Origin of the sequence: Deinococcus sp. (genome assembly GCF_018260405.1) — a bacterium.
GTDB lineage: Bacteria > Deinococcota > Deinococci > Deinococcales > Deinococcaceae > Deinococcus.
This window is the reverse complement of sequence record NZ_JAGLBG010000031.1, coordinates 1-21,269: the sequence shown is the minus strand read 5'-3', so window position 1 is coordinate 21,269 and position 21,269 is coordinate 1. Positions and strand designations below refer to the sequence as shown.

The window sequence follows — 21,269 nt, the reverse complement described above, 5'->3', positions numbered from 1 at the left end:
GCCGGAATTCCTGTATGGGGTTCCGGTTTTTCTGGTTTGGTTTGCGCGTAGCGTGACTCAGCATACCTCTGCCCAGTTTGCTAGCCCCCCACCACTAAATCCAGAACACATCAAGTAAAGGTAACGTGCAGCATAATGTCCGTTTAAGCTGTCTTTCCGAAATTCTCATGTTGCCCGACGCACCAGCAGCCAACATAACAGCATGAAACATATTCTGTTCCCTACAGTTGCCGACGCTGACGCCTTCATTGCTGACCTCCAGAGCCAGGGTGTCGTGGCTCCCACGGTGGGCACCACGACCCTCAACCGCCGCACGGCTCCTGTCGCCACCGATGCCACGACTACGACTGCTACGACTGCCGTGGTCGAAGGCGGCGGCACGCCTGAAGACGCTGGTGCTGGTGCGGTCAAAGGCACGGGCGTAGGTGCCCTGGTGGGTGCTGCCGCCGGTATCATTGGCGCTGGGGCAGTCGTTGCCACCGGTGGCCTGGCCTTGCCCGTGATCCTGGGCATGACCGCCCTGGGTTCGGGCGTGGGCGCCGCGGTAGGCGCAGCAGGCGGCGCGGCTGGTGTCGATGAAACTGGCAGCGGCTACGCGGCCACCACCGTTGATGACCACTACTACGATCACCTCAACACCACCGTCGGTAACGGTGGCCGCGCCGTCGCCGTCGATGACAACGTGGCTACTGACGTGCTCAACGCTGCGGTGGCCCGTCACAACGGTCAGTTTGTCAGCGCCGACACCATCGCCCGCGCTTAACCTTTAAGCCAAGTTTTTAGGCCCCTGCCAGATGGCGGGGGTTTTTACTCTTCGGTCTCTGTGGCCTGTAACACACGCTCGATTCGCCGGTCTGGAATCAGCCAGCCCAGAGCCACCGCCATCAGGGCCAGACCCGCCACCACCACGCCGATATGCCCGAAAAATGGGGCCACGATGGCAACAAGGTAGCCGACCAGCGACAGCGTTTCCTTGAGGCCCCGGCCCATGGCCTGAGCCAGCAGACTATTTTGCGGGCCAGCAGCGATGATCGCCCGCGTCAGCAGCAGCCATGACAGGGCGCACATCAGCGCCACGATGCCGTAGCAGGTCATGGGAACCGGTGCAAAGTGAGACTCACCCGCCCAGCCGGTGACATACGGAAACAGTGAAAGCCAGAACAGCAGATGCAAGTTAGCCCAGAGGAGCTGCCCACCGATCCGCCTAACCGTGTGCATCAGGTGATGGTGGTTATTCCAATATATGCCGACATAAATAAAGCTGAGGGCGTAGCTCAGCAGTGTGGGCCACAGTCTGTACAGCGTTGACCAGTCATGACCTTCTGGGCGGGGCAATTCCAGCACCATGATGGTGATGATGATTGCCAGAACCCCATCCGAGAAGGCTTCCATCCGCGCTTTATTCATCAGTAACCCCGGTCATTTTTTGCGCTTGCTGGCTCTGGCAGCAGCTTTGGCGGCCTTTTCCTCAGCGCGCTGTTTCTCGGCGACTTCACGGCCCACGTCTTCCATCAATTGAGCGCCAGCGACATCGACCTGCTTTTGCAGACCGAGCAGGGTGCTCACCACCATATTGTTCAGAATGCGCTCCAGCTGTGGCCTGGCCCACTTGTAGCGCAGGCGGGCATTAAGGGTCAGCGTGACCTCGGTGCCGCCGGGCATGGCCTTGAAACTCCAGCCCTGAGTCATCTTTTCGATGGGGCCAAACGGTGCGACGCTTTCCCAGCCGCCGCGCAGGGGGGCCTGAAGCTGCCCGTACTTCGCCTGAAACTTGAGACCCAGCAGATTACGCGCCAGTTTGAAGTTAACCAGCGCATTATTCGTCAAGCGGCCCTCGCCCTCGTAGGCGGCGCTGACATAATTCCTGTCCCACTTGACGCGGCGGCCCGGTTCGAGCGCCAGCCGGTAGAGCACGTCGGGACGCGCCCTGATCGGCAGGGTCTGTTTGATCTGTATGGTTTCGGACATTAAGGCAGTCTAGCGCGGGAGGCCCAGCCGCTCGGAGCAGACGCGTCCCCGCGTAGCCGCCCATCTTGCACCCCCCGGCCTCCTCTGCTACTCTGTTCGGGCCTGAGCAGTAACAGGTAGCACTACACGGGTTCTTAGCTCAGTTGGTAGAGCGGCGGTCTCCAAAACCGTAGGTCGTAGGTTCAAGTCCTTCAGGGCCCGCCAAATCTTTCCCCGCCTCGCGCGGGGATTTTTATTGCGGTGCTCCATCGGCCCAGCAGTCGGCCCAGTAATCAGCCCAGCAGTCGGCTCAGTAATCGGCCCAGTGCCGCGCCAAAGCGGCTAGAATAGCGCCTATGGCTGATCTTGACCGTGCGCGCGAGGCCCTTCGCGCCAGCATGACGGCGTGGGCGATCCTCGAAATCCGGGGCGATCAGGCGCATGTCCGCTCCGCTCCCGACCTCGACGAACTGGCGGTGCATCTCGAACGCGTGGACCCGAACTGGAGTCTGACCTGGGGCTGCGACAGTGTCTCTCCCTGCGTGGTTCGGGCCAGACTCAGCGTGTTGGGAACGGTTCGTGAGGGCCTCGCTACCGCCCCGTCCCTTGCCGATGCCAAGCTGGCGGCCCTGGGCGAGGCGGCGCGGCTGTACGGGGTCGCCCCGGCCACAGAAGGCCACTGGGTCGAGTATGACCCCGAAGACGGCCCCAATACCGCTGATCTGGAAAGCGACCCCCGGCCCGAATCGGCAGCTCGGCCAGCCCAGCTCTCCCCCGAGCCGCCGCGCGATCCCCAGATGGAAAAGGCCCGGCAGCATATCGAAGACCTCATCGAGCAGCTCAAGGTGGTCGGCAAGAACAAGGAGGCGGCCCGCATCCTGATGCGCGGTTACGGCGAGACCGTGGAAGAAAGCCGCGCCATCTACAAAGAGCTGTCAGCCATTCTCAAGGGCTGAGGCGTGCATAAGTTCATTGCCATCGGAGACGTACACGCCGACTTTCCGCTGCTGTGGGAAGCGCTGCGGAGTGCAAGCTGCATGACCGCCGACTTTCGACCCACGCCCCCTGTGCTGGCCGGGCTGTATCAGGTCATTCTGATTGGGGATCTGGTGCACCCAAAAAGTCAGGAGGCCTATAACCGGCTGACCGGCCTGCGGCCTTTCGACTCACACGATCAGGAGCACCTGCTGAGCGCCGCCCGTGAGCAGATCACGGCGCTGGACCTGCTCAGGCAATATCAGGACGCCGCGCCACACGCCGTTCATATTATTCTGGGCAACCACGACGCCAACGTGCTCGATCCGGCGCACCTGCTCGGCACGTCGGGCGGGGTGCGGCATGTAGAGTTCGACCCTGAACGGGGCGGAGTCCACCTACCTCAGCGCCTGCACAGCTGGATGAGCCGCTTCCCCCGTGAGGTCCGCATCGAGGCCTTGCAGTTTGCCCACGTGTCGCCGCTGCCCGCACACCAGTTTTACGACGACCTGTTCTACAGCGACCGCAGCTCGAAGCATTGGTTCCGCGACACCCCCGAATATGTCGATATGGCGGGTCTGGACTTTGGCGTCTACGGCCACACGCAGCTCGACGGCGGCATTCTGATTCACCGCGACGACAATCAGACCCCCCGCTTTGCCATGATCGACGCCCTACACAGCCGTGAATACCTCGAAATCATGTACGACGAGGCAGGCCAGCCCAACCTCCGCAGCATCAACGCTGTCCCTTTCTAGAGCATTTTGCAAAAAGGTGGTGCTCTTTTGACCCTCTTTTTGCCGAGTGGAACGAGTGAACAAGAAAGAGCAGGACGTAGAATGAAGGGGGCGGCGGCGTTGTTCCGACGTGCCCATCATTCGGAGCACTGCTCTAAGGAGCTGCCGGGTAGAGAGGGCCGCATGACGCCCCTTTACCCCGAGTGTTACACCCGGCAGCTGCTCATGCCAACTGCTCTAAAGTTGACAAGCAGCATATGCGCCGTTATCCTTAACCCCGCTGCTTTTAGGGCAGCCGCAGTTTTTACCACATGGTCCGGTAGTGTAGCGGTTAGCATATCTGCCTGTCACGCAGAAGGTCGCGGGTTCAAATCCCGTCCGGACCGCCAAGCTCCGCAAGGAGTACGGCTAGGTAGCTCAGCTGGTAGAGCAAACGATTGAAAATCGTTGGGTCGCCGGTTCAAATCCGGCCCTGGCCACCAAGTCAGAACCTCGCCCAGTGCGGGGTTTTTTCTTTTTTCTCACCGCACATCAACCGTACACATCGCTCTTTTCCTTTCTAACAGGCATCATAGGCAGTGAGTACCGCCCCAGGCTCATTTCCAATTCAGGGGCCAGCACATAGCCACTCTGGTCTTGCCGCCGTGGGAACAGGCCTACGATCTCCCGCGAACACCAGCGGCCGGGGCCAGACACATTCCCCTGAGCGGTCGAGGCCCAGCCGGGGCGGAGGATACATGACAGACAACAAAAAACCAAGCCGTGACCAGGGCCGTCAGCGCCCAGGTCAGCAGGATCAGCGCACTTCACAAAGCGGCCCGGCGCGTGGCCGTGGCCCAGCCCGCCCCAGCACACCGCCCGCCCGGATGGCTTTTGGCGACGACGGCAACTGGAATTCTGAGCCGGTCGGCAACGCTAACGCGGGTGCGGGGCGGGGCCAGCCGAGAGACCAGCAGGGCGGTGGCCGCACAGACCGCGCTGCCAGTCAGGGCCGCTCGCAGGGAGAGCGTTCCCAGAGTGGTTCTGTACAAAGTGGTTCTGCACACAGTGGTGCTGCACAGCCACGCACCGGGCGCCAGGAACAGCAGCGGGGACGCTCCGGGTCACGCGGCGGTGCAGGCCGCACCGAAACGTCCGCGCCTGCGCCCAGTTCGGCCCCCGCGCAGGCCAGCGCTGTCCAGATCGCCGGGCCAGCCGAGTGGCCCAGACTGCTGGGCGAGCGCCAGCCGACGCCCGTACAGGAGCAGGCTATTCCCCAGCTGTTGGCCGGGCGCGACGTGGTCGTTACGGCCCGCACCGGCAGCGGCAAGACCCTGGCGTTCCTGATTCCGGCGGTGGCCCGTGGCATCGGCATGCAGACCCCGGGCGGTATGAACCCGGAAGTCCTGATCGTCTCCCCTACCCGCGAACTGGCCGTGCAGATCCGTGACGTGGCGCTAGGGTTGGGGATGCCCGCCGGGCGCATCACGGGCGGTATCTCGCCCCGCGAAACCAAGCGGGAGGCGACGGCTAAAGGCGTGGTCAGCGGCACGCCAGGACGCCTCAAGGACCTGATCGACAAGCGCGAGCTTTCGCTAACCAACGTCAAGTACGTGGTGCTGGACGAGGCCGACGAGCTGCTGTCACTGGGCTTCCTGAAAGATGTCGAGTGGATCGTCGGGCAGGCCCGGTCGCAGGCCGCCACCCGCAAGACCGACATTCAGGTGGCGCTGGCCTCAGCGACTTTTCCCAACGAGGTCCGCAGCGTCGCGGCCCGCGTGCTGCGTAACCCGGTCCGTATCGACATCGAGCCGCCCGCCGCGCTGGCCCCGCTGGCCCCCGGCGAAGTGGCCGCTGCCGGTGAAGGCCGCGCGGAACACGTGGCTGCCGATACCACCCGCCCTGAGCTGCTGGCGCACGCCGCCGCCGAAATCCGGCAGGTGCTAGCGGAACCCGGCGGCTGCGTGGTGGTCTTCTGCCGCACCAAGGCGCTGGCGAAAAAACGCGCCACCGACCTGGGACAGATGCTGCCCGGTGAACAGGTCGTGGCCCTGCAAGGCAACATGGACCAGCGCAAGCGCGAAGCTGTCATGGCCCTGCTGCGTGAAGGCAAAGCGCGGGTGCTGGTCGCCACCGACATCGCCGGGCGCGGCATCGACTTGCCCGAAGTGCGGCTGGTTATTCACGCGGACGTGGCGACCACCTCCGAAGATCATGTCCACCGTTCGGGCCGGACTGCCCGCGCCGGGCGCGGCGGACGCAATCTGGTGCTGCTGATTCCCGAGCAGCGCGGGCGCTGGGCCACCGTGAGGCGCGGCCTACCCGAGCAGTTGCACCCCCCGCGCACCCCCCAGGAACACAGCATCGACAAGGACATTCAGGAAAAGCAGGGCGTAGGCTCCGGCAATGGCGTAGACAGTGGGGGCCGCTCGGGACAGCGCGCAGGACGCGCTCAGGACGGGTACGGACAGGGCCGCAGCCAGCAGGGAACAGGAGGCCGTTCGTCGTCCGGCTCCGGCAGCCGCGCCGAAGGCAACGGGCCACGCCGCACAGGCCGCCGCTGAAGACCGGGTAAATAAAGAAGTTGCCTTGTGCCCATCTCTTACGGCCCTGTAGAGCTGCAGCGCAGGGCCAGGGCAGCAGACAAACGGGTTTCCCGGACGTGGGGTGGGCAACCCGGTGCCCTTGTGGGTGGTCAACCGAACAGACGGCAGTCCGTTTCAGTCTTTAGCCTCAGTCTTCAGCGGCGGGCGCAGGCGTTTCGGGATGCGCCGCTCCATTACCGCGTGTGCTGAAAATAGTGGCGATCACTACCAGCAGGCCGCCCAGTAGCCCGCGTACACCCACCTGCTCATGAATCAGGACGTAGCTGAAAAGAGTGGCCGTTACTGGTTCCAGTGCGTAGATCAGGCTGGCCTCGGCGGCGCTGACGTGACGCTGCCCCAGCGTTTGCAGCAGCGTGGTCACAGCGGTCGCCAGAAGGCCAAGGTACAGCAGTGGCCCCCACGCAGCTGACGGCGCAAGCAGGTGCTGCGGCGCAGCGAATAAGGCCCAAAGCCACGCCAGCGCCGCCACACAACTCACCTGCGCCAGCGTGAACGCCAACGGCGGATGTCGGTGGGCCTGCCGCTCCAGCGCTACGATGAACCCGGCGTAGGTAAAAGCGCAGGCCAGCGCCCAGAAATCCCCGACGACCAGCTTGCCGCCCTCCCAGGACAGCAGGGCCAGCCCCGTAACCGCCAGCGGCAACGCCAGCCAGAGTGCCAGCGGCATGTTGCGGCGCTGCGCCACCACTAACCAGACTGGCACCAGCACCACGCTTAGGGCCGTAAAAAAGGCGGCCCGGTTCGCTCCGGTGGTTTGCAGGGCCACGGTCTGGGTGCCGTACCCGGCGATGAGCCACAGGCTGATGATAAAGCCGTCGCGCCACAGCGCTGGACTGCCCAGCGCACGCTGAGGCGTGGCCTCGGCAGCGGTCGGGCGCGGCCAGAGCACAAGAGGCACCAGCGCCAGCGCCCCGATCAGAAAACGCCAGGCGATCAGCACGGACGGTTCAAGCAACTGGCCCAGGGTCTTAACCACCGCGAAGGTGCTGCCCCAGATGGCCGTGACCAGTACAAGCAGCGCAAGGCCGCGCAGGTGGGAATTCATCGACTGCAAGTTTAACGGCCCAGGGCGAAACGTCGCACCGGGGCCGTAGTCAGCTATAAATTCAGTTGACCAGTTTAGTCTTGTTGGTCATAAAGTCTTGCAAGACGTACTGACCGATGTTCTGCGGCGTCGTGAAGTACGCCTTACCGCGCGTCATCTCCGACACGCGGCGCACGAAGCCCACCAGATCGGGGTCGCGGGCCAGCATAAAGGTATTGACCTGAATCCCGCTGCGGCGGCAATTGGCGACCTCGCGCAGGGTTGCGCCCAGCACATAAGGGTCTAGGCCGTAGGCGTTTTTGTAAATCCGTCCGTCGGGCAAGGTGAGGGCGCTGGGTTTGCCGTCGGTGATCATCACGATCTGTTTCATGTCTTTGTTTTCGCGCTTCAGAAGCTGTTGCGCCAGCCGCAGCCCGCCCGCCGTGTTGGTGTGGTACGGCCCGATCTGCGCCTGCGCCAGCTTGCCAAGGGGCACTTCCTCGGCGCTGTCGTGAAACAGCACGAACTTGACCGTGTCGCCGGGGTACTGCGTGCGAATCAGGTGAGCCAGGGCCAGCGCGACCTGCTTGGCGGGGGTAAAGCGGTCCTCACCGTACAAAATCATGGAGTGAGAGCAGTCGAGCAGCACCACCGTCGCCGCCGAGGAGTTGTACTCGGCCTGCCGGATGACCAGGTCGGATTCCTCCAGCTGATCGAAGCCCTTATGAATCACGTTGCTGAGGGTGGCTGTGGTATCCAGATTGAGCGTGTCGCCGAACTCGTAATTCTTGAGTTCCCCGCTCATCTCGGTACCCGAAGCGTACTCGCGGGTGTCGTGCGCTCCGGCGCTGCTGCGGCCCAGGCCCCCCATCAGGTCGCGCAGGCTCTTGTAGCCCAGAAAGTCAATGCTTTTATCGGTCAGTTGAAAGGTGGCGTCGCCGGGATTGCCGTGACCGCCGCCCTCGCCGTCTTCATCAAATTCCTTGCGAATAAAGCCGTCTTGCTGCAACTTGTCCATCAGGCGCTGAATCTGCTGGCCCAGCGCGGTTTCGCGCACGTCGTCGGCCTGCATGGCTTCCATCAGCTGCTCTTCTGGAATCATGCCGCGCTCGGCCAGGGCTTCCAGAATGGCGTCGAACAGGTCGTCCATACTGGGCCGGGCATCGGGGTCGGGGTCGTAGGGGTCGTTCATGCCCTGACCCAGCAAGGCTTCTTGAATCATTTGCATCAGTTCGCCCGAATCGAGCTGGTCAAGTTCGCCTTCAAATTTGCTGTACCGCGTGATGCGTGCCATATGCCCTCCGGTGAGCTACAGCATGAGGCCTTAGGCAAACGGCGTTTGTAACGCTGACTGCTCATGCCATGCAGCTTTCAAGCTGACTGGCCCATCAGAATGCTCAACGTGTTGGCAAGCAAGCACCCCCATTCGGGGGGGAGGAACCAACAAGGCCCACACTGAGCCCAAATGGGCATATGAGTGTAAAATTTCACACACCTGGAAATGCTTCCAAAGGCTCTGGGACGGCGTTTTCGAGTCGCCAGAGATACCGAAAATTGCGCCCCAGCCAGCGTTTACACCCTACATTTGGGGCACGTCTGCGTAAGCAAGCTGTCAGAGACAGCGGTCTATTCTTCTCTTAGTCGCTTGAACTACTCAATACCTCGCCCAAAGCCGCGACTGGTAGATGCCCAGGAAAGACAAGGAGAACGAGAATGAAAATTAACCATAAAGTAATCGCCCTTATGACCGCCCTCGCCGTAGGTGCCGCCTCGGCAGCCACGACCCAGACCACGGCTGGCACCACCATCAGCAACACCGCCTCGGCCAGCTTCACCGACCCCGCTAACCCCGCAAGCACCGCCCCGCTGACCGCCACCTCCAACACCGTAAACACCACCGTGCTGCCCAAGCCCAGCTTTGACATTGCTTACACCGATGGCACCGCCGACGGCAACACGCTTGCCAACACCACCGTCGTGACCACTGGCGCGGTTCCTGGTCAGAGCATCTACACCGGGTACTCCGTGGTCAACACCGGTAACGTAGCCCTGGACGTGGTGCTGAATGCCGATACCACCGGAAGCGCTGTGGGCGCAACCGTGCAGTACTACTACTACGACTCCACCAAGACGAATAACCTGGGCGCAGAAATCACCGCTGGCGGCACCGTAACCTTGGCCGCAGACAACCCCGCCACCACCGGCACCGACGAAGGTCTGGTCAAGATCGTGCAGGTCATCACCCTGCCCACCGACCCCACCAAGATCACCCCCACCAGCGTCTTCGGTGCTTCGCCCGAAGGCAGCGTGACGGGTACTGCTGGCACTGACCCCCTGGTCACCCCAGGAAACGGTTACGCCACCGGCACCACCGCTTACGAGGACAGCAAGGCGGTCGACACCGACCTCCAGTTCACCAGGGTCACCGTTTACGCCCCCGCGCTCGACAACAACCCCAACACCCCCACCACCCCCACCAACCCTGTTGACTCGGCTGGCAACCCCATCACCGATCCCACCAAGATTCCCCCGGTGACTAGTGTTGATGTTCCCACGCTCGCCTCCGGCACCACTGGCGACAACACCCCTGTGGTACCCACCCCCGGTTATGTCACCCCCGGTGCGCCCGCCAGCGACCCCACCCCCGGCGGCACACCCATCGTGCCCAATGTGGCAGGCGACGTGCAAACCGCTTACCCCAAAGCCGATAACAACAACACCACCCCCGATACGGTGGTGTTCACCAACACCCTGACCAACACCGGCGGAGCCACCGACAAGGTGCAACTGTTCCCCGCACTGGCCGACGGCACGCCTGACCCTGCCTACACCTTTGACACCGCCACGGGCACCTTCACCAACAGCACCACCGGCGTGACCGTGCGCTTCCTCGATCCGCTCACGGGCGCAGTGATCCCGGTTTCGACCGACCCCAATAACCCCACCACGGCCTTCTACCCCACCGTGACGGTGCCCAACGGCAGCACTGCCGTGTACCGCACCGAAGTCACCTACCCCGACACCAACGACAGCGACCCTATCCAGCCCGTGACCGTGAAGATCGGCGCCGACTCGCTCAAGGACGCCGACCTGGTTTCCAACAGCACCACCACCAACACCATCATGCCGCCCGCCGCGCAGTTCGGTGACACCACCCCGGCCCAGGGCGCAGTCAACATCCCTGCCCCGGTGCAGACGGTCAACCCCGGCACCACCGCCAGCCCCACGGCCACTGCTGGCTACAACAGCCCCGACCAGACCGACCGCACCGCCGTGTTCCCCATGGACGTGGTCAACAACGGTCAGTACAACGACAGTTTCACGCTAAGCGGCAGCGTTACGATCGGGGGCGTCGCCGTGCCTGTCCTGTACTACGACGCCAACGGCGCCCTGCTGCCCCGCGTCAGCAGCGACTCGAACAGCCCCGACTACAACAAGTTCATTACCCCTGTCGTGGCTCTCGGCGCAGAAATCAAGGTTTACGCTGTGATCGACGTGCCTACGGCGGCCCCGGCTGGCGACTACACCGTGAGCCAAACCGCTGTCGGCAACTACAGCACCATCAACATGACCGACACCAACGACATTATCCGCGTAGCCCCTGCGGGTAGCATCGCTGTTGCCAAATTCGTCGCCAAGGCGGGCGTGGCTGCGGGTAGCAACCCGGTCAACGGCATTGATAACCCCACTGGCTACACCGCCACCGGGGCCAACGGGGCCAAGCCTGGCGACACCCTGAGCTACAAGATCATCGGGAAGAACGGCTACAACACCCCTGTGGCCAACTTCGCCCTGTGCGATACCGTGCCTGCCAACACCCTGTTCAGCAGCGTAGCCCTGAGCCCCGCGCCCAGCAAGACCATCTACAGCGTTGATGGTGGCAGCAACTGGACGGCCACCGCCCCCGCCGCTGGCCTGGCCGCTGGCACGGTCATCTGCGTCGCCCCCGACACCGACAGCAATAGCCTGCCCGACGCCCTGCCTGCTGGCACCACCTTGACCGCTGACTTCAGCGTCACCATCAAGTAAACCCCCTCTTTCGGTGCACCTCTTACTTATGGGTGAGGTGCGCCTTTTTTCAAACAAAGACTCCATTTTAATTTTTCGCACATTTGAGTGCGCCCCCACCTTCCATGAAGTGTATTCATGGCCCGCAAGGAGAACCGTCATGGCCCGAACTTCCCTCAAGCAACTTTGCATTATGACTGGTCTACTGACGGCCAGCAGTACCGGCCTGGCAGCCAGCACACCAGCTGGAACCCAGATCACCAATCAGGCCCTGGCGACTTTTAGTCCGCTTCGTCCCGGTGAACCCACCAGCGCAATGAGCAATACTGTGATTACCACTGTTCAGGCCGTGTGCGCCGTGAGCATTACACCGAACGGCAGCACCGACGCGACTGTTCTGGCGGGCGAGCGGGCCACTTTCCGGTACACGCTGACCAACGCCGGGAACGAAACGAGCAGTATTGCGGTGTCAGGAAGCGTCGGCGGCCTCAGTCCCGCCGCGCAGCTGTCGCTCTACGTAGATGCCAACGGTAACGGTCAGGTAGATCCGGGCGAGCAGCCATTAAGCCAGGTCAATTTGCCCAGCGACGGTACGGCCAAGCTCATTGCTGTAGTTGATACGGCGCAGGGGTCGCAGGGGACGGGCCTTCTTAGCCTGGTGGCTTCCTGTGGCGGCGCCGCCAGCGCCCGGATCGCGGTCAACCCCCCTCCAAGTCTGAATGTTCAGAAAAGTTTTGACCCAGCAGTCATAAAGCCTGGCACCGATACCACGGTGCATGTCACGACCACCAACAGCAGCAGCTATGCCAGCCGCGAAGTGATTCTGACCGATATGCTCAGCGATGAGACTGCTCAGGGACTGACTTTTGTGGGCGGCAGCGCCACCACTTCGGCAGGAACCATCGAGTACACCACTGACGGGACCACCTGGACTACCTCCCCATCTGCCAGCGTCGTGGGAATCCGGGTGAGGGCGTCCGAACTCGCAGCAGGAGCGGCGCTGAACCTCAACTTCCGCATGCACGCCAGCGACCCCGCCGACGGCAAGAAAATTCTGAATGTCGCCACAGCCCTGACAGGTGGAGCCTCATCCAGCGGCAGCGCGACCGTCGATGTCCATTACAACCCAGGCGTCGCTATTGGCCCAGTCGGAAAGCCGCTCGCTCCGGAAGGCACGCCAGCCGATAGCCAGACTCGGGCTTTCGCTGTCACCGGACAGCAGGTTTGCTATGACCATACGTTGCAGAACACAGGGGATGTCAAAGACACCTTTCAGATCACGGTGACCTATCCCCAGGGCGGCGCGACCAGCGTTATCGAAAACGCCAGTGGTCAGCCATTGACGCTCCCCCTTTTGCTCAATCCCGGCGAAACTTCGGTGGTTCGAATCTGCTACACGCCTAACCGCACAGGAGCATTAGCGGGCCTGATCACCGTGACCGGTTCACGCGGCACTTCCAATGCCACGACCGACCTGATCAGCGACGTTCAGAACGGACTGCCCGAACTCAAGAAGTCATATGTCGCCACTGGTACCACTGTAGACGGCCAGCCCGTGACGCTCGCCAACGGAGACAGCGTCGCTGTCGGCAACACCATTACCTACAGCCTGAGTGTGCATAACCCTTATCAGCGCACGCTAAGCGGTGTGGTTATCACGGACCCCGTGCCCTCTCACGTCGACTACGTCCCGGGCAGCGCTTCTGGTGCTGGCGTCGGGTCCGGCACTCTTGGCGCAGAATCGTTGACCTGGAATCTGGGAACATTAAATGCCGGAGAAACCCGCACCCTCACCTTCGTGACCAGGGTCAGCAGCCGGGCCATCGACGGCGAAAACCTGACCAATGTCTTTAATATGGTCTCGACTGAAATTACCGACCCCATTAAGAGCAACGAAGTCAAGACGCCGGTCTGGAACGCCAGCCTGCTTATTACGAAGGATGTTTCAGCGCCAGTGGTGACCTACGGTGACCGCCTGAGCTACACGCTCAGGATCACCAATACCTCGGCCACCACCGCCATTGGGGACGCCATTGTGACCGATACTCCGGCCAAAGGTCTGGAATATATCGCTGCCACCAGCAAACTGGGCGGCGCGGCCCTGGGCGATCCAACCATCGAGAACGGTGTGCTGCACTGGAAAGCAGGCACCATTCCGGCAGGCGGCTCTATCGTCATCAGCTACGACCTGCGCGTAACAACGGCGGTCAGCACGACAACCGACCTGTTGAATACAGCCCAGGTGAGCGGAACTGGCGCGGGTGGAGCAGCCAAGGCCATTGCCAGCGGCATAGTCAGAAAAACCGTAAAATTGAACCTCTATAAGTTTGCGCCGCTTGCCGACATCATCGGAACCGTTTTTGTGGACCGTAACCGCAATGGTTTGTACGACGCCGGACAAGACACCCCGCTCGAAAACGCCCGCGTGATTCTGGCTGGTGGCCGTCTCACCCTGACAGACGCGGCAGGCCGCTACCACTTCTCGAGTGTCACTTACGGCACGCAGGCGCTGCGGCTCGACCCCAACAGCGTGCCTTACCCGCCGCTGAACTTGCCCCAAGACGGCGGGCTAAGCGGTACGCAAACCATCATGCTGCGCGGCCTGACCAGCGTCAACTTCCCGCTGTCTCCGCTGGCAGGCGACGCCGGAGCAGTGCGGCGTACCAGCCTGACTATGGGCGAGGTCAGTGTCGAGAAGGCCGTGTACGCCGTCCAGAACGGTTATGTGGTCACGCTCAAGGTAAAGACCCCCAGGGCCCTGCCCGACTTTCAGCTTACAGACCCCCTGCCTGGGGGGGCCATTTTGAAAGAAGGCCGCAATACTTTGAGCGCTAATCTCAGTGCAGGTGAGACAAACCTCACATACCACTTTGACTGGAACGGCAAACCTAGCGCCGCCACAACTGACCCAGTTATAAGTTGGAGGTACTGAAGTGAACGGCAACCCCAAACGCACCCTACTCCTCTTATCCGGCGTTCTCGTGACTGGGACAGCGCATGCTCAGAACGTCGGCGCAGCTATGCAGAGTGGAATGGAGGCGCGTTTCACTGCCGTTCCCGAGGACACAGCCACCCCCGGCACTGCGCCCGCTACCGTTCGTCTCAGCAGCATTACCCTGCCTTTCGATGCGCCCAGCCAGACTCAGGCGATGACCCTGGCGCAGAACTTGCCTGAAGGGGCTACCCTGGTTCCTGGCAGCAGCCGTCTGGACGGTAGACCTGTAGCCGATCCACAACGCGGTCCAAGTGGCACGTATTACTGGAGCCTGATCAGCAGCGACGTAACCAACATCAAAGCGGATAACCGCGAGGCCAGAAACCGCACATCTGGTGAGCGTGAGACCGAGTCGCCAGTGGTGCGCGGCGTACTGACGTATGACGTGAGTCATGCAGCGGGCCTGGGCGAGTTGCCTCAGCCTGCGCTGAAAGTCAACTACTCGGCCAATCGCAGTGAAGTCTTGCAGGGCAAGATGAATGCCTCCGATTTTGCTGCCTCCCAGAAAATCAGCGTCATGCCCGAGTTGAGCGAAAATGCCGGTGCAATCAAGCTGCCCCTCGCGGACAGCGTGATCCGCATCCGTGACCGGATCAGCGTGACGGTAGAAGCGCCGAAGGGCGATATTCCCGCGCTGACGGTCAACGGCACACCAGTTTCGCCAGAACTGATCGGAATGAATACCCAAGACAGCGCACGCGGTATTCAGCGCCTGACCTACGTGGGCGTACCCATTCAGAGCGGTCATAACATTCTGCGCTTTAACGGTCAGGAGATCACGGTCAACCGGGTCGGCGCGACTTCCAAAATCGAACTGATTCCGGTAGCCACCGTAGCCGACGGCAGCACACCTGTACAACTGAAAGTCCGCACCCTCGACGCTGTGGGTCAGCTGACCGATCAATCTACAGTGACCCTTCACATCAATCTCGAACCACGCGTGGCTGACGCCAATGCAACCGAGAGTGGTTACCAGATCAAACTGCTTAATGGTGAAGGCCTGCTGGAGCTTCAGCCCCAGGCCGCTCCCATCACCCTGCGGGTTGGGGTTGTGCTTGGCAAGGACGTAGAGGAGCACGCCTTCGAAATCAAGCCCGACCAGGGCCGGGTCGGAGTCGGGGTCGTGAGCGTCACGGCGGGCCTGGGCAGCAAGTTTAATGTGCATAACGATGTGACGTGGCAGGCACACGGCTACTACGAAGGCCCACTTGCTGGGGGCAAAGTCTACGTGGCTGCCGACAAGGACCGCTTACCTACCGACGAGGATCCGCTCAAGCGTGCCCCGGTCTACGGCGACGCCAGTACTGGAACTGTCCCGTTACAGGGCATCGATCCGGTGGCTTTCAGCTATGATCACCCCGATTTCCGGGTCGAATACCGCCAGACAGCAGTTCCGATCAACGTCTTGCCTGTCGGTGAGAAATTGACGGCTCTGACGGCCTTCAGCAAGAGCAATCCTCAGATTTCGGGCTTCGTGGCCGCTGTCCCCAACGACCACATCACCGATTTGCCCCTGCAACCCTACGGCAACCGGATTCTGCGTTTGCCAAGTGGCAATGTCAGCGACGGCAGCGAAACCCTGGAACTGGTGACGCTCGAACGCACCACCGGCAAGGAGCTCAAGCGTGACGCGCTGGTCCGTAACGTCGACTACGTGGTCGATAACAGCACCGGCATCATCACGTTGGCACGGGCACTGGATCCGGTTGATCTGAACCTTAACAAGCAGGTGGTCTATGCCAGTTACCGCATCGACAATCCCATGAGCAGGCGCGACCTGGCCTACGGCGTACAGATTAAGCAGAGAGGCGAACATTACACCGCGGGCCTCGCGGCGGTCAGCCTTGACCAGGTCGTGACCTACGGAGCACGCGCCACCTACGACAACGGCACCACCCACGCCGACGGCCTGCTGGCCTACTCCAGCGGGTTACAGGCCAGCGCCAGCGTCACCAGTACACCCAGCGACCGGCAGGTGTTCAACGCCAGGCTGCGTTATCAGCAGAGTGCGTACGCGGGCCTGGCCCCTCTGTCCGACGGCCTGAGCGTCAACGCGGATTACGCGGTCAAACTGACCGACCGAATTCGGGGCTTTGTCGGCGGGGAATACCACAACGTACCTTCGTCGGCAGTCAATCCTGACCCCATTACCGGCCTGGTGCAGCAGGACAGCGCCCGTGGTGGCAGCGTCAGCGCCCGCGCCCAGTACGATTTCCGCCCGTTCACGGCAGGCCTGGGAGCCAAATATGCCTTCGGTGACATCTACGGTCTGGGAGCCATCGGCAGCGTGGGCTACCACACTGACCGCACAACTGTCGATGTAGTCCATACCCAGCCGCTTTCCGGAAACCTGAACGCCACGACCGACATTGCCACCAAGTTTGGAGTGTCCAAGCACGTCACCTTGGGCTTCAGCGACAAGATCACCTGGGGAATCGGCCAGGCGGCGGCTCTGACGCTCGACAGCGCACTGGGCAATGTCAATTATGCCGTCGGCTACGAACTTCCTACAGCGGGCGGAGCTGGCAACCGTGCCCGGTTCAGTGTGGGCACTTCGCTGCCCCTAAGCCGTCAGATGGCGCTGGGGCTACGCGGCAGCGCTCTGTATGACGTGGCGAAACACACTAGCCAGCTGGGAGCAGGGGCCGACGTAAGCTACAAGACCGATATGATCAGCGCAACGGTCGGCACGGACCTGACCTATCAGGCAGGCCAGTTCGGTGTGGTCATGCGCGGCGGCATTACTGGCAGCCTGACCGAGCACCTGACCTTGACCGCCGATGGTCTTTACGAATACGCCCCAGCCGTCAAAGAGCTGACGGGGCGCAACGGCACACGCCTGAGCCTCGGGTACGCCTACCGCGCCCGCACCCTGAACAGCCTGGGTTACTTGCGATACGTCAACGGAACCCTGGCAGGCAACACCCCTGAACTGTCGACCGGGGCCAGCGCCGAGTACCACCAGCCTGGATGGTCGGTGCGTGGCGGCTTCGATACCCGCACCCTGCTCAGCGACCGTGACAGCTTTACCTGGCAGGCCTACGTAGGAGCTACAGCCTACGTGACCGACTGGCTGGGGCTTGGAGCCTGGGGCCGCATGATCGACCAGCCCAACGTGAGCAACAGCGCAATAGGTTACGGCGTCGAAGCAAACTTGCGGGCTATGCCCGGCACCTGGATCAGCGCCGGATACAACTTCAAGGGCTTCGACGGACTGCCGACGGCTGGGACTTACACCAAGCAGGGGGCTTACGTCAGACTAGATTTGACGCTCGACGAGTCGCTGGGCCGCCGGAAGTAATACGGGCTGCGCTTAATTCCGCCCGCCGTGGGGAAGCGGGTAGGCCGCTTCACGGGTGCCGTTTTGGTCAAGAGGCGGGCAGGCCCCATACGGGTGCCGTTCTGACCAAGAAGCCGTTTTGGTCAAGAAGGCACCGCCTGTGCCTCTGCCCGCAGCGCTTCAACTCTATACCGCGAAAATCGTATTGTTCCCGCACCTGCTCAGATGGAATCCAAGACGGCCCGGTTTACTCCGCAATCCGTATTACCCCGCCAAAAGGGTGGCCGCCCAGCAAGACAACGGCAGAAAAAAAGCCATTGCCGTCCAGCGGCAGATGGCCTCATTACGTAAAAAAAGAGCACCATCTTTTTGCAAAATGCTCTAAGCGCGGGTCTTGATAGCGTCGCGAATTTCGGCCAGTAGTTTTTCCTCGTTGCTGGGTTCGGCCACGGCAGGCTTGTCGGTACGCTTAATACGCTCCATCAGGTGATTGACCGGCTGAACCACGAACAGGTAAATAACCAGTGCCGTGAGCAGAAAGTTAATCAGGGTGGTCAGGAACGTTCCCCAGTCGAAGGCCACCCCATTCACCATAAACTTACCGCCAATAGCTGCTCCACCAGTGGCGAGCTTGATCAGAGGATCGATAAACGCTTTGGTAAAAGCGGTCACAACACTTCCGAAAGCTGCACCCATAACGACACCGACTGCCAAATCAACTACATTACCCCGCAGGATAAAATCTCGAAATCCAGTAATCATAATAGCAATAGTGGCACTTAACATCGGACAAAGACAAATATCTTGTTCGGCTTGTCTGGACATACAGGCTTTGCCGAGCCTCCGCTCAGCCAGATAAATTTCTTGTTGACGGAGAAATTTTAACAGAATATACGGTCATGAACCATGATGAAAAGCACAAGTGCCCGGCCTGCCACCTGTGAGGTAGACGACCTGCTCTAAAAAGGCCCCACCCAATTCAAACGAAGTGAATACGGCGGGGCAAAAGTTGCCGATCATACGGACTGCGTATCAGATTTCACGCAGCGGGCGCTCGGCCAGCCAGGCGGGGATTTCGTAGGTAGCGTAGGTCTCGAAATACAGCTCCTTAAGACTCATCAGCGGATAACCGCCGAGCGGTCCGGTCTCCTGTCGACGGTCGATGATCGTGCACAGTCCAATACATTTGGCCCCATGAGTTTCGACGGCTTTGACGGCCCGCAGCAGACTGCCCCCGGTCGTCAGAACGTCCTCGGTAGCAATAAAGGTCTGGCCGCGCTCAATTTCAAACGCCTCACGCAGCTTCATGCCGCCCATACCATCTTTCTCGGCAAAAATACCGCGAATATCCGGCAGTTCTTCAGACAGCTGGCGTGCGACCTCATAGGCCAGCGTCACACCGCCCATAGCCGGACCCACCACAAAGTCGGGTTTAAGGCCACTTTCAAGCACCTTGCGGGCCATCAGGCCGCCCACCTGCATCATGGCCTTAGGATGCTGAAGCAAAGTGGTCGATTGCAGGAAAAAAGGCGACTGACGACCCGAGGCCAGTAGAAAACGGCCCTCATGGAAGGCTCCAGCTTGCTTATAAAGGTCCAGAACATCAATCTCGCTCATAGCCCGCAGTATTGCACCGGCATGTCAAGAGCGCACTTGCACCCTTGCACACCCTCCATAGCGGCCCGGACCAGGCTGATGCACAATAGTCTATGGAAACGGCCACCATCCGGAACGGTCATAAAACATAGGTTCCGGAGTCACGTTGCCAATCTGGAGGCCAGAGTTGAACCACGCTTTCGTAGATGCGAGCTGGCAAGAGCAGGTTTCCGGGCCAGACCTGGGCGGCTGGGGCGCGGTGCTGCTCTTGCCCGGTGAACTGCCCCGCTGGCTTCAGGGTCCACTGAGTACGCCGGACAATAACGCCGCAGAGTTACAGGCCGTACTGGAAACCGTGCGGGCGGCTCCCGCAAACGAGGCCCTGACGGTCTGGACCGACAACCAGACCGTTATCGGGCTGCTCGCACGCGGACGCGGCCCTGACCTGTTGAGCCACCTGACACACGAAGTGCATAACCTAGCGCAGCAACGCGGCATTGCCCTGAACGCCAGATCTACCCCCCGCACTGGACGGCATATGCTTACGGCGCACCAGCTGGCCAATGAAGCCCGGCGCGGCGAGCGGCCCCGCGACCCGGTTGCGGCCCCAACGGAACTGCTGATTGACCACCGCTCCCCACTGGCCCAGGCCCGCATCAGCCTGCGCCGACGCGGCAGCAGCGAGCAGCTTGAAACCGTCACCAGGGAAGTGCGCACCGACCCCAACTCGGACATTCCGCCAAGCGTGCAGGTGCTACTGGCCGCCCTGCAACTGGCGCAGCCCGGAGAATCGCTGATGATTCGCCGCGCCAGCCGCATAGCCCAGGCGCTCTGGCACAGGCCAGAAAGGGCGCTGAGACCCGCCGTGAACGCCACCCTGATCGAGGCACGGCAGCGGGCCAGCGGGCAGGGTTTAGAAATCCTTTTTCTGGGAACGGATTAGCACAGTTGATCGCCGCAAACTCTGTATCCCCAGGTCAAACCAGCTGCTTTGCTGCATGCAAGGCGCGATTGATCCCAACCACAAATGCAGGGGGCCTGGCTTACCAGTGCGTGAAAAAGAGCCCGCCCAGATCAGGTGCAAATGAAGCCGGGCTGGAATAGTTTTGTTAGAAGGCTCTTAGTACACTAGGCCCATGTTCGGTCGCCGTGTTCCCCCCAACGTTGTCTTTTTACTTAGTCTGCTGTTGGCGGTCGTGTGCGGCTTTATCGCATTCCGGGCCTACTCCATTCACAACATGCTCGCCACAGCTATCGCAGGTATTTTCGCCGTCTGGTTCGCCGTCGACGCTGTACGTTCCTTCAGCTGGGTTAAGCGCAAGCCCTGAGCACCGTTTTGCAAGCAGGCCAACAGGAGCGCAAAAGACCGGAGCGCAGTGTTAGCCTGCCTGCATGATTTCAGTTGACCTGACCTCTCATATCGAGCGCGGCCTGAACGATCTGCGCGAACTGGTGGCCCTGGAAAGTGTTTCGGCGCAGGGGCGCATGTTGCCGGAAACGGCCTCGGCGGTTGCGCGGCTGCTCAAGGCCGAGGGCTTCAGCGTGCGGCAGCTTCCCGGTCAGGTCGCGCCTGTGCTGCTGGCCGAGGCGGGAAGTGGGCCTTTTACCCTGCTGATCTATAACCATTACGACGTGCAGCCCGAAGACCCTGCCGAGCTGTGGGAGTCGCCGCCCTTCGTATTGACCGAGCGTGAAGGCCGCCTGTACGGGCGCGGCGCAAGCGACGACAAAGGTGAAATTGCCTCCCGACTGGCCGCCATTCGCGCCGTGAAGGAACGCAGCGGCGGAACGCTTCCTATCAGGGTCAAGTGGTTGATCGAGGGCGAGGAGGAAGTCGGCAGCCCCAGCCTGGCGGGCTTTATTACGGAGCACGCCGCCGAACTCGGGGCCGACGGCTGCTGGTGGGAGTTCGGCGGCATCAGCCCCGAGGGCCAGCCGATTCTGAGTCTGGGCCTGAAGGGGGTCATGTGCACCGAGCTGCGTTGCAAAACTTCCCAAAGCGACCTACACAGCAGCCTGGGCGCGGTTATGGACAATCCGCTGTACCGCCTGGCCCGCGCCGTCGCCAGCCTGCGCGACGAGCAGGGCAACGTGACCATTCCCGGCTTCGACAACGACGTGC

At 61.6% G+C, this 21,269-nt stretch carries 16 protein-coding genes and 3 tRNA genes; 13 read left to right on the top strand and 6 right to left on the bottom strand.

The features are described 5' to 3' along the window. The first annotated feature begins 202 nt into the window (after positions 1-202). Positions 203-763, top strand: coding sequence for a hypothetical protein (locus QZ269_RS05835; protein ID WP_291425272.1), 561 nt, complete (start codon positions 203-205; stop codon positions 761-763). A 44-nt stretch (positions 764-807) separates the two neighbouring features. Here the strand turns inward: QZ269_RS05835 and QZ269_RS05830 are convergent, their stop codons facing one another. Continuing rightward, on the bottom strand, positions 808-1,407 hold the full coding sequence (locus QZ269_RS05830) for a TMEM175 family protein (protein ID WP_291425270.1): 600 nt from the start codon (positions 1,405-1,407) through the stop codon (positions 808-810). Positions 1,408-1,419: 12 nt separating this feature from the next. Beyond that, positions 1,420-1,968, bottom strand: a complete 549-nt coding sequence (locus tag QZ269_RS05825; protein WP_291425269.1) for an SRPBCC family protein — start codon at positions 1,966-1,968, stop codon at positions 1,420-1,422. Positions 1,969-2,096: 128 nt separating this feature from the next. Between QZ269_RS05825 and QZ269_RS05820 the strand changes: the two genes are divergently transcribed. The 6 genes from QZ269_RS05820 to QZ269_RS05795 all read left to right on the top strand — a co-directional run bounded on the left by QZ269_RS05820 (position 2,097) and on the right by QZ269_RS05795 (position 6,202). Continuing rightward, positions 2,097-2,172, top strand: a tRNA-Trp gene (locus QZ269_RS05820). A 131-nt stretch (positions 2,173-2,303) separates the two neighbouring features. Beyond that, complete coding sequence (locus QZ269_RS05815; RefSeq protein WP_291425267.1) at positions 2,304-2,903, top strand: single-stranded DNA-binding protein; 600 nt, start codon at positions 2,304-2,306, stop codon at positions 2,901-2,903. Positions 2,904-2,906: 3 nt separating this feature from the next. Then, positions 2,907-3,680, top strand: coding sequence for a metallophosphoesterase (locus QZ269_RS05810; RefSeq protein ID WP_291425265.1), 774 nt, complete (start codon positions 2,907-2,909; stop codon positions 3,678-3,680). A 292-nt stretch (positions 3,681-3,972) separates the two neighbouring features. Continuing rightward, a tRNA-Asp gene (locus QZ269_RS05805) sits at positions 3,973-4,048 on the top strand. Positions 4,049-4,065: 17 nt separating this feature from the next. Beyond that, positions 4,066-4,141: transfer RNA gene (locus QZ269_RS05800), tRNA-Phe, on the top strand. A 255-nt stretch (positions 4,142-4,396) separates the two neighbouring features. Continuing rightward, positions 4,397-6,202 (top strand): DEAD/DEAH box helicase, encoded by a 1,806-nt coding sequence (locus QZ269_RS05795; RefSeq protein WP_291425263.1) that lies wholly within the window; start codon positions 4,397-4,399, stop codon positions 6,200-6,202. Positions 6,203-6,371: 169 nt separating this feature from the next. Here the strand turns inward: QZ269_RS05795 and QZ269_RS05790 are convergent, their stop codons facing one another. Next, positions 6,372-7,289 carry a DMT family transporter gene (locus tag QZ269_RS05790; RefSeq protein ID WP_291425261.1) on the bottom strand — a complete coding sequence of 306 codons (918 nt, stop codon included), beginning with the start codon at positions 7,287-7,289 and terminating at the stop codon, positions 6,372-6,374. Between the two features lie 61 nt (positions 7,290-7,350). Continuing rightward, positions 7,351-8,562 (bottom strand): VWA domain-containing protein, encoded by a 1,212-nt coding sequence (locus QZ269_RS05785; protein ID WP_291425259.1) that lies wholly within the window; start codon positions 8,560-8,562, stop codon positions 7,351-7,353. Between the two features lie 419 nt (positions 8,563-8,981). On the opposite strand from QZ269_RS05785, the gene QZ269_RS05780 reads away from it, so the two are divergent. The 3 genes from QZ269_RS05780 (at position 8,982) to QZ269_RS05770 (ending at position 17,572) form a co-directional block, all read left to right on the top strand. Then, positions 8,982-11,297 carry a hypothetical protein gene (locus tag QZ269_RS05780; protein WP_291425257.1) on the top strand — a complete coding sequence of 772 codons (2,316 nt, stop codon included), beginning with the start codon at positions 8,982-8,984 and terminating at the stop codon, positions 11,295-11,297. A 172-nt stretch (positions 11,298-11,469) separates the two neighbouring features. Next, the gene (locus QZ269_RS05775; RefSeq protein WP_291425256.1) at positions 11,470-14,208 is read left to right on the top strand and encodes a DUF11 domain-containing protein; all 2,739 of its coding nucleotides are present in this window, start codon (positions 11,470-11,472) and stop codon (positions 14,206-14,208) included. A gap of 88 nt (positions 14,209-14,296) precedes the next feature. After that, entirely contained in the window at positions 14,297-17,572 is a 3,276-nt protein-coding gene (locus tag QZ269_RS05770; protein WP_291425254.1) for a hypothetical protein, read from the top strand. 360 nt (positions 17,573-17,932) lie between these two features. Here the strand turns inward: QZ269_RS05770 and mscL are convergent, their stop codons facing one another. After that, a complete protein-coding gene (gene mscL / locus QZ269_RS05765) occupies positions 17,933-18,313 on the bottom strand; it encodes a large conductance mechanosensitive channel protein MscL (protein ID WP_291425306.1) in 381 nt (126 codons plus the stop codon). 270 nt (positions 18,314-18,583) lie between these two features. Further along, positions 18,584-19,168: an orotate phosphoribosyltransferase gene (gene pyrE, locus QZ269_RS05760; protein WP_291425252.1), complete on the bottom strand. Its 585-nt coding sequence runs from the start codon at positions 19,166-19,168 to the stop codon at positions 18,584-18,586. 166 nt (positions 19,169-19,334) lie between these two features. Here pyrE and QZ269_RS05755 point away from each other — a divergent pair, with 166 nt between their 5' ends. From QZ269_RS05755 to QZ269_RS05745, 3 genes are all read left to right on the top strand, one after another. Further along, complete coding sequence (locus QZ269_RS05755) at positions 19,335-20,090, top strand: ribonuclease H (protein WP_291425250.1); 756 nt, start codon at positions 19,335-19,337, stop codon at positions 20,088-20,090. A gap of 193 nt (positions 20,091-20,283) precedes the next feature. Beyond that, positions 20,284-20,475, top strand: coding sequence for a hypothetical protein (locus QZ269_RS05750; RefSeq protein ID WP_291425248.1), 192 nt, complete (start codon positions 20,284-20,286; stop codon positions 20,473-20,475). A 64-nt stretch (positions 20,476-20,539) separates the two neighbouring features. Then, positions 20,540-21,269: M20/M25/M40 family metallo-hydrolase (locus tag QZ269_RS05745; protein WP_291425246.1), on the top strand; the 730-nt coding region annotated here is incomplete at its 3' end.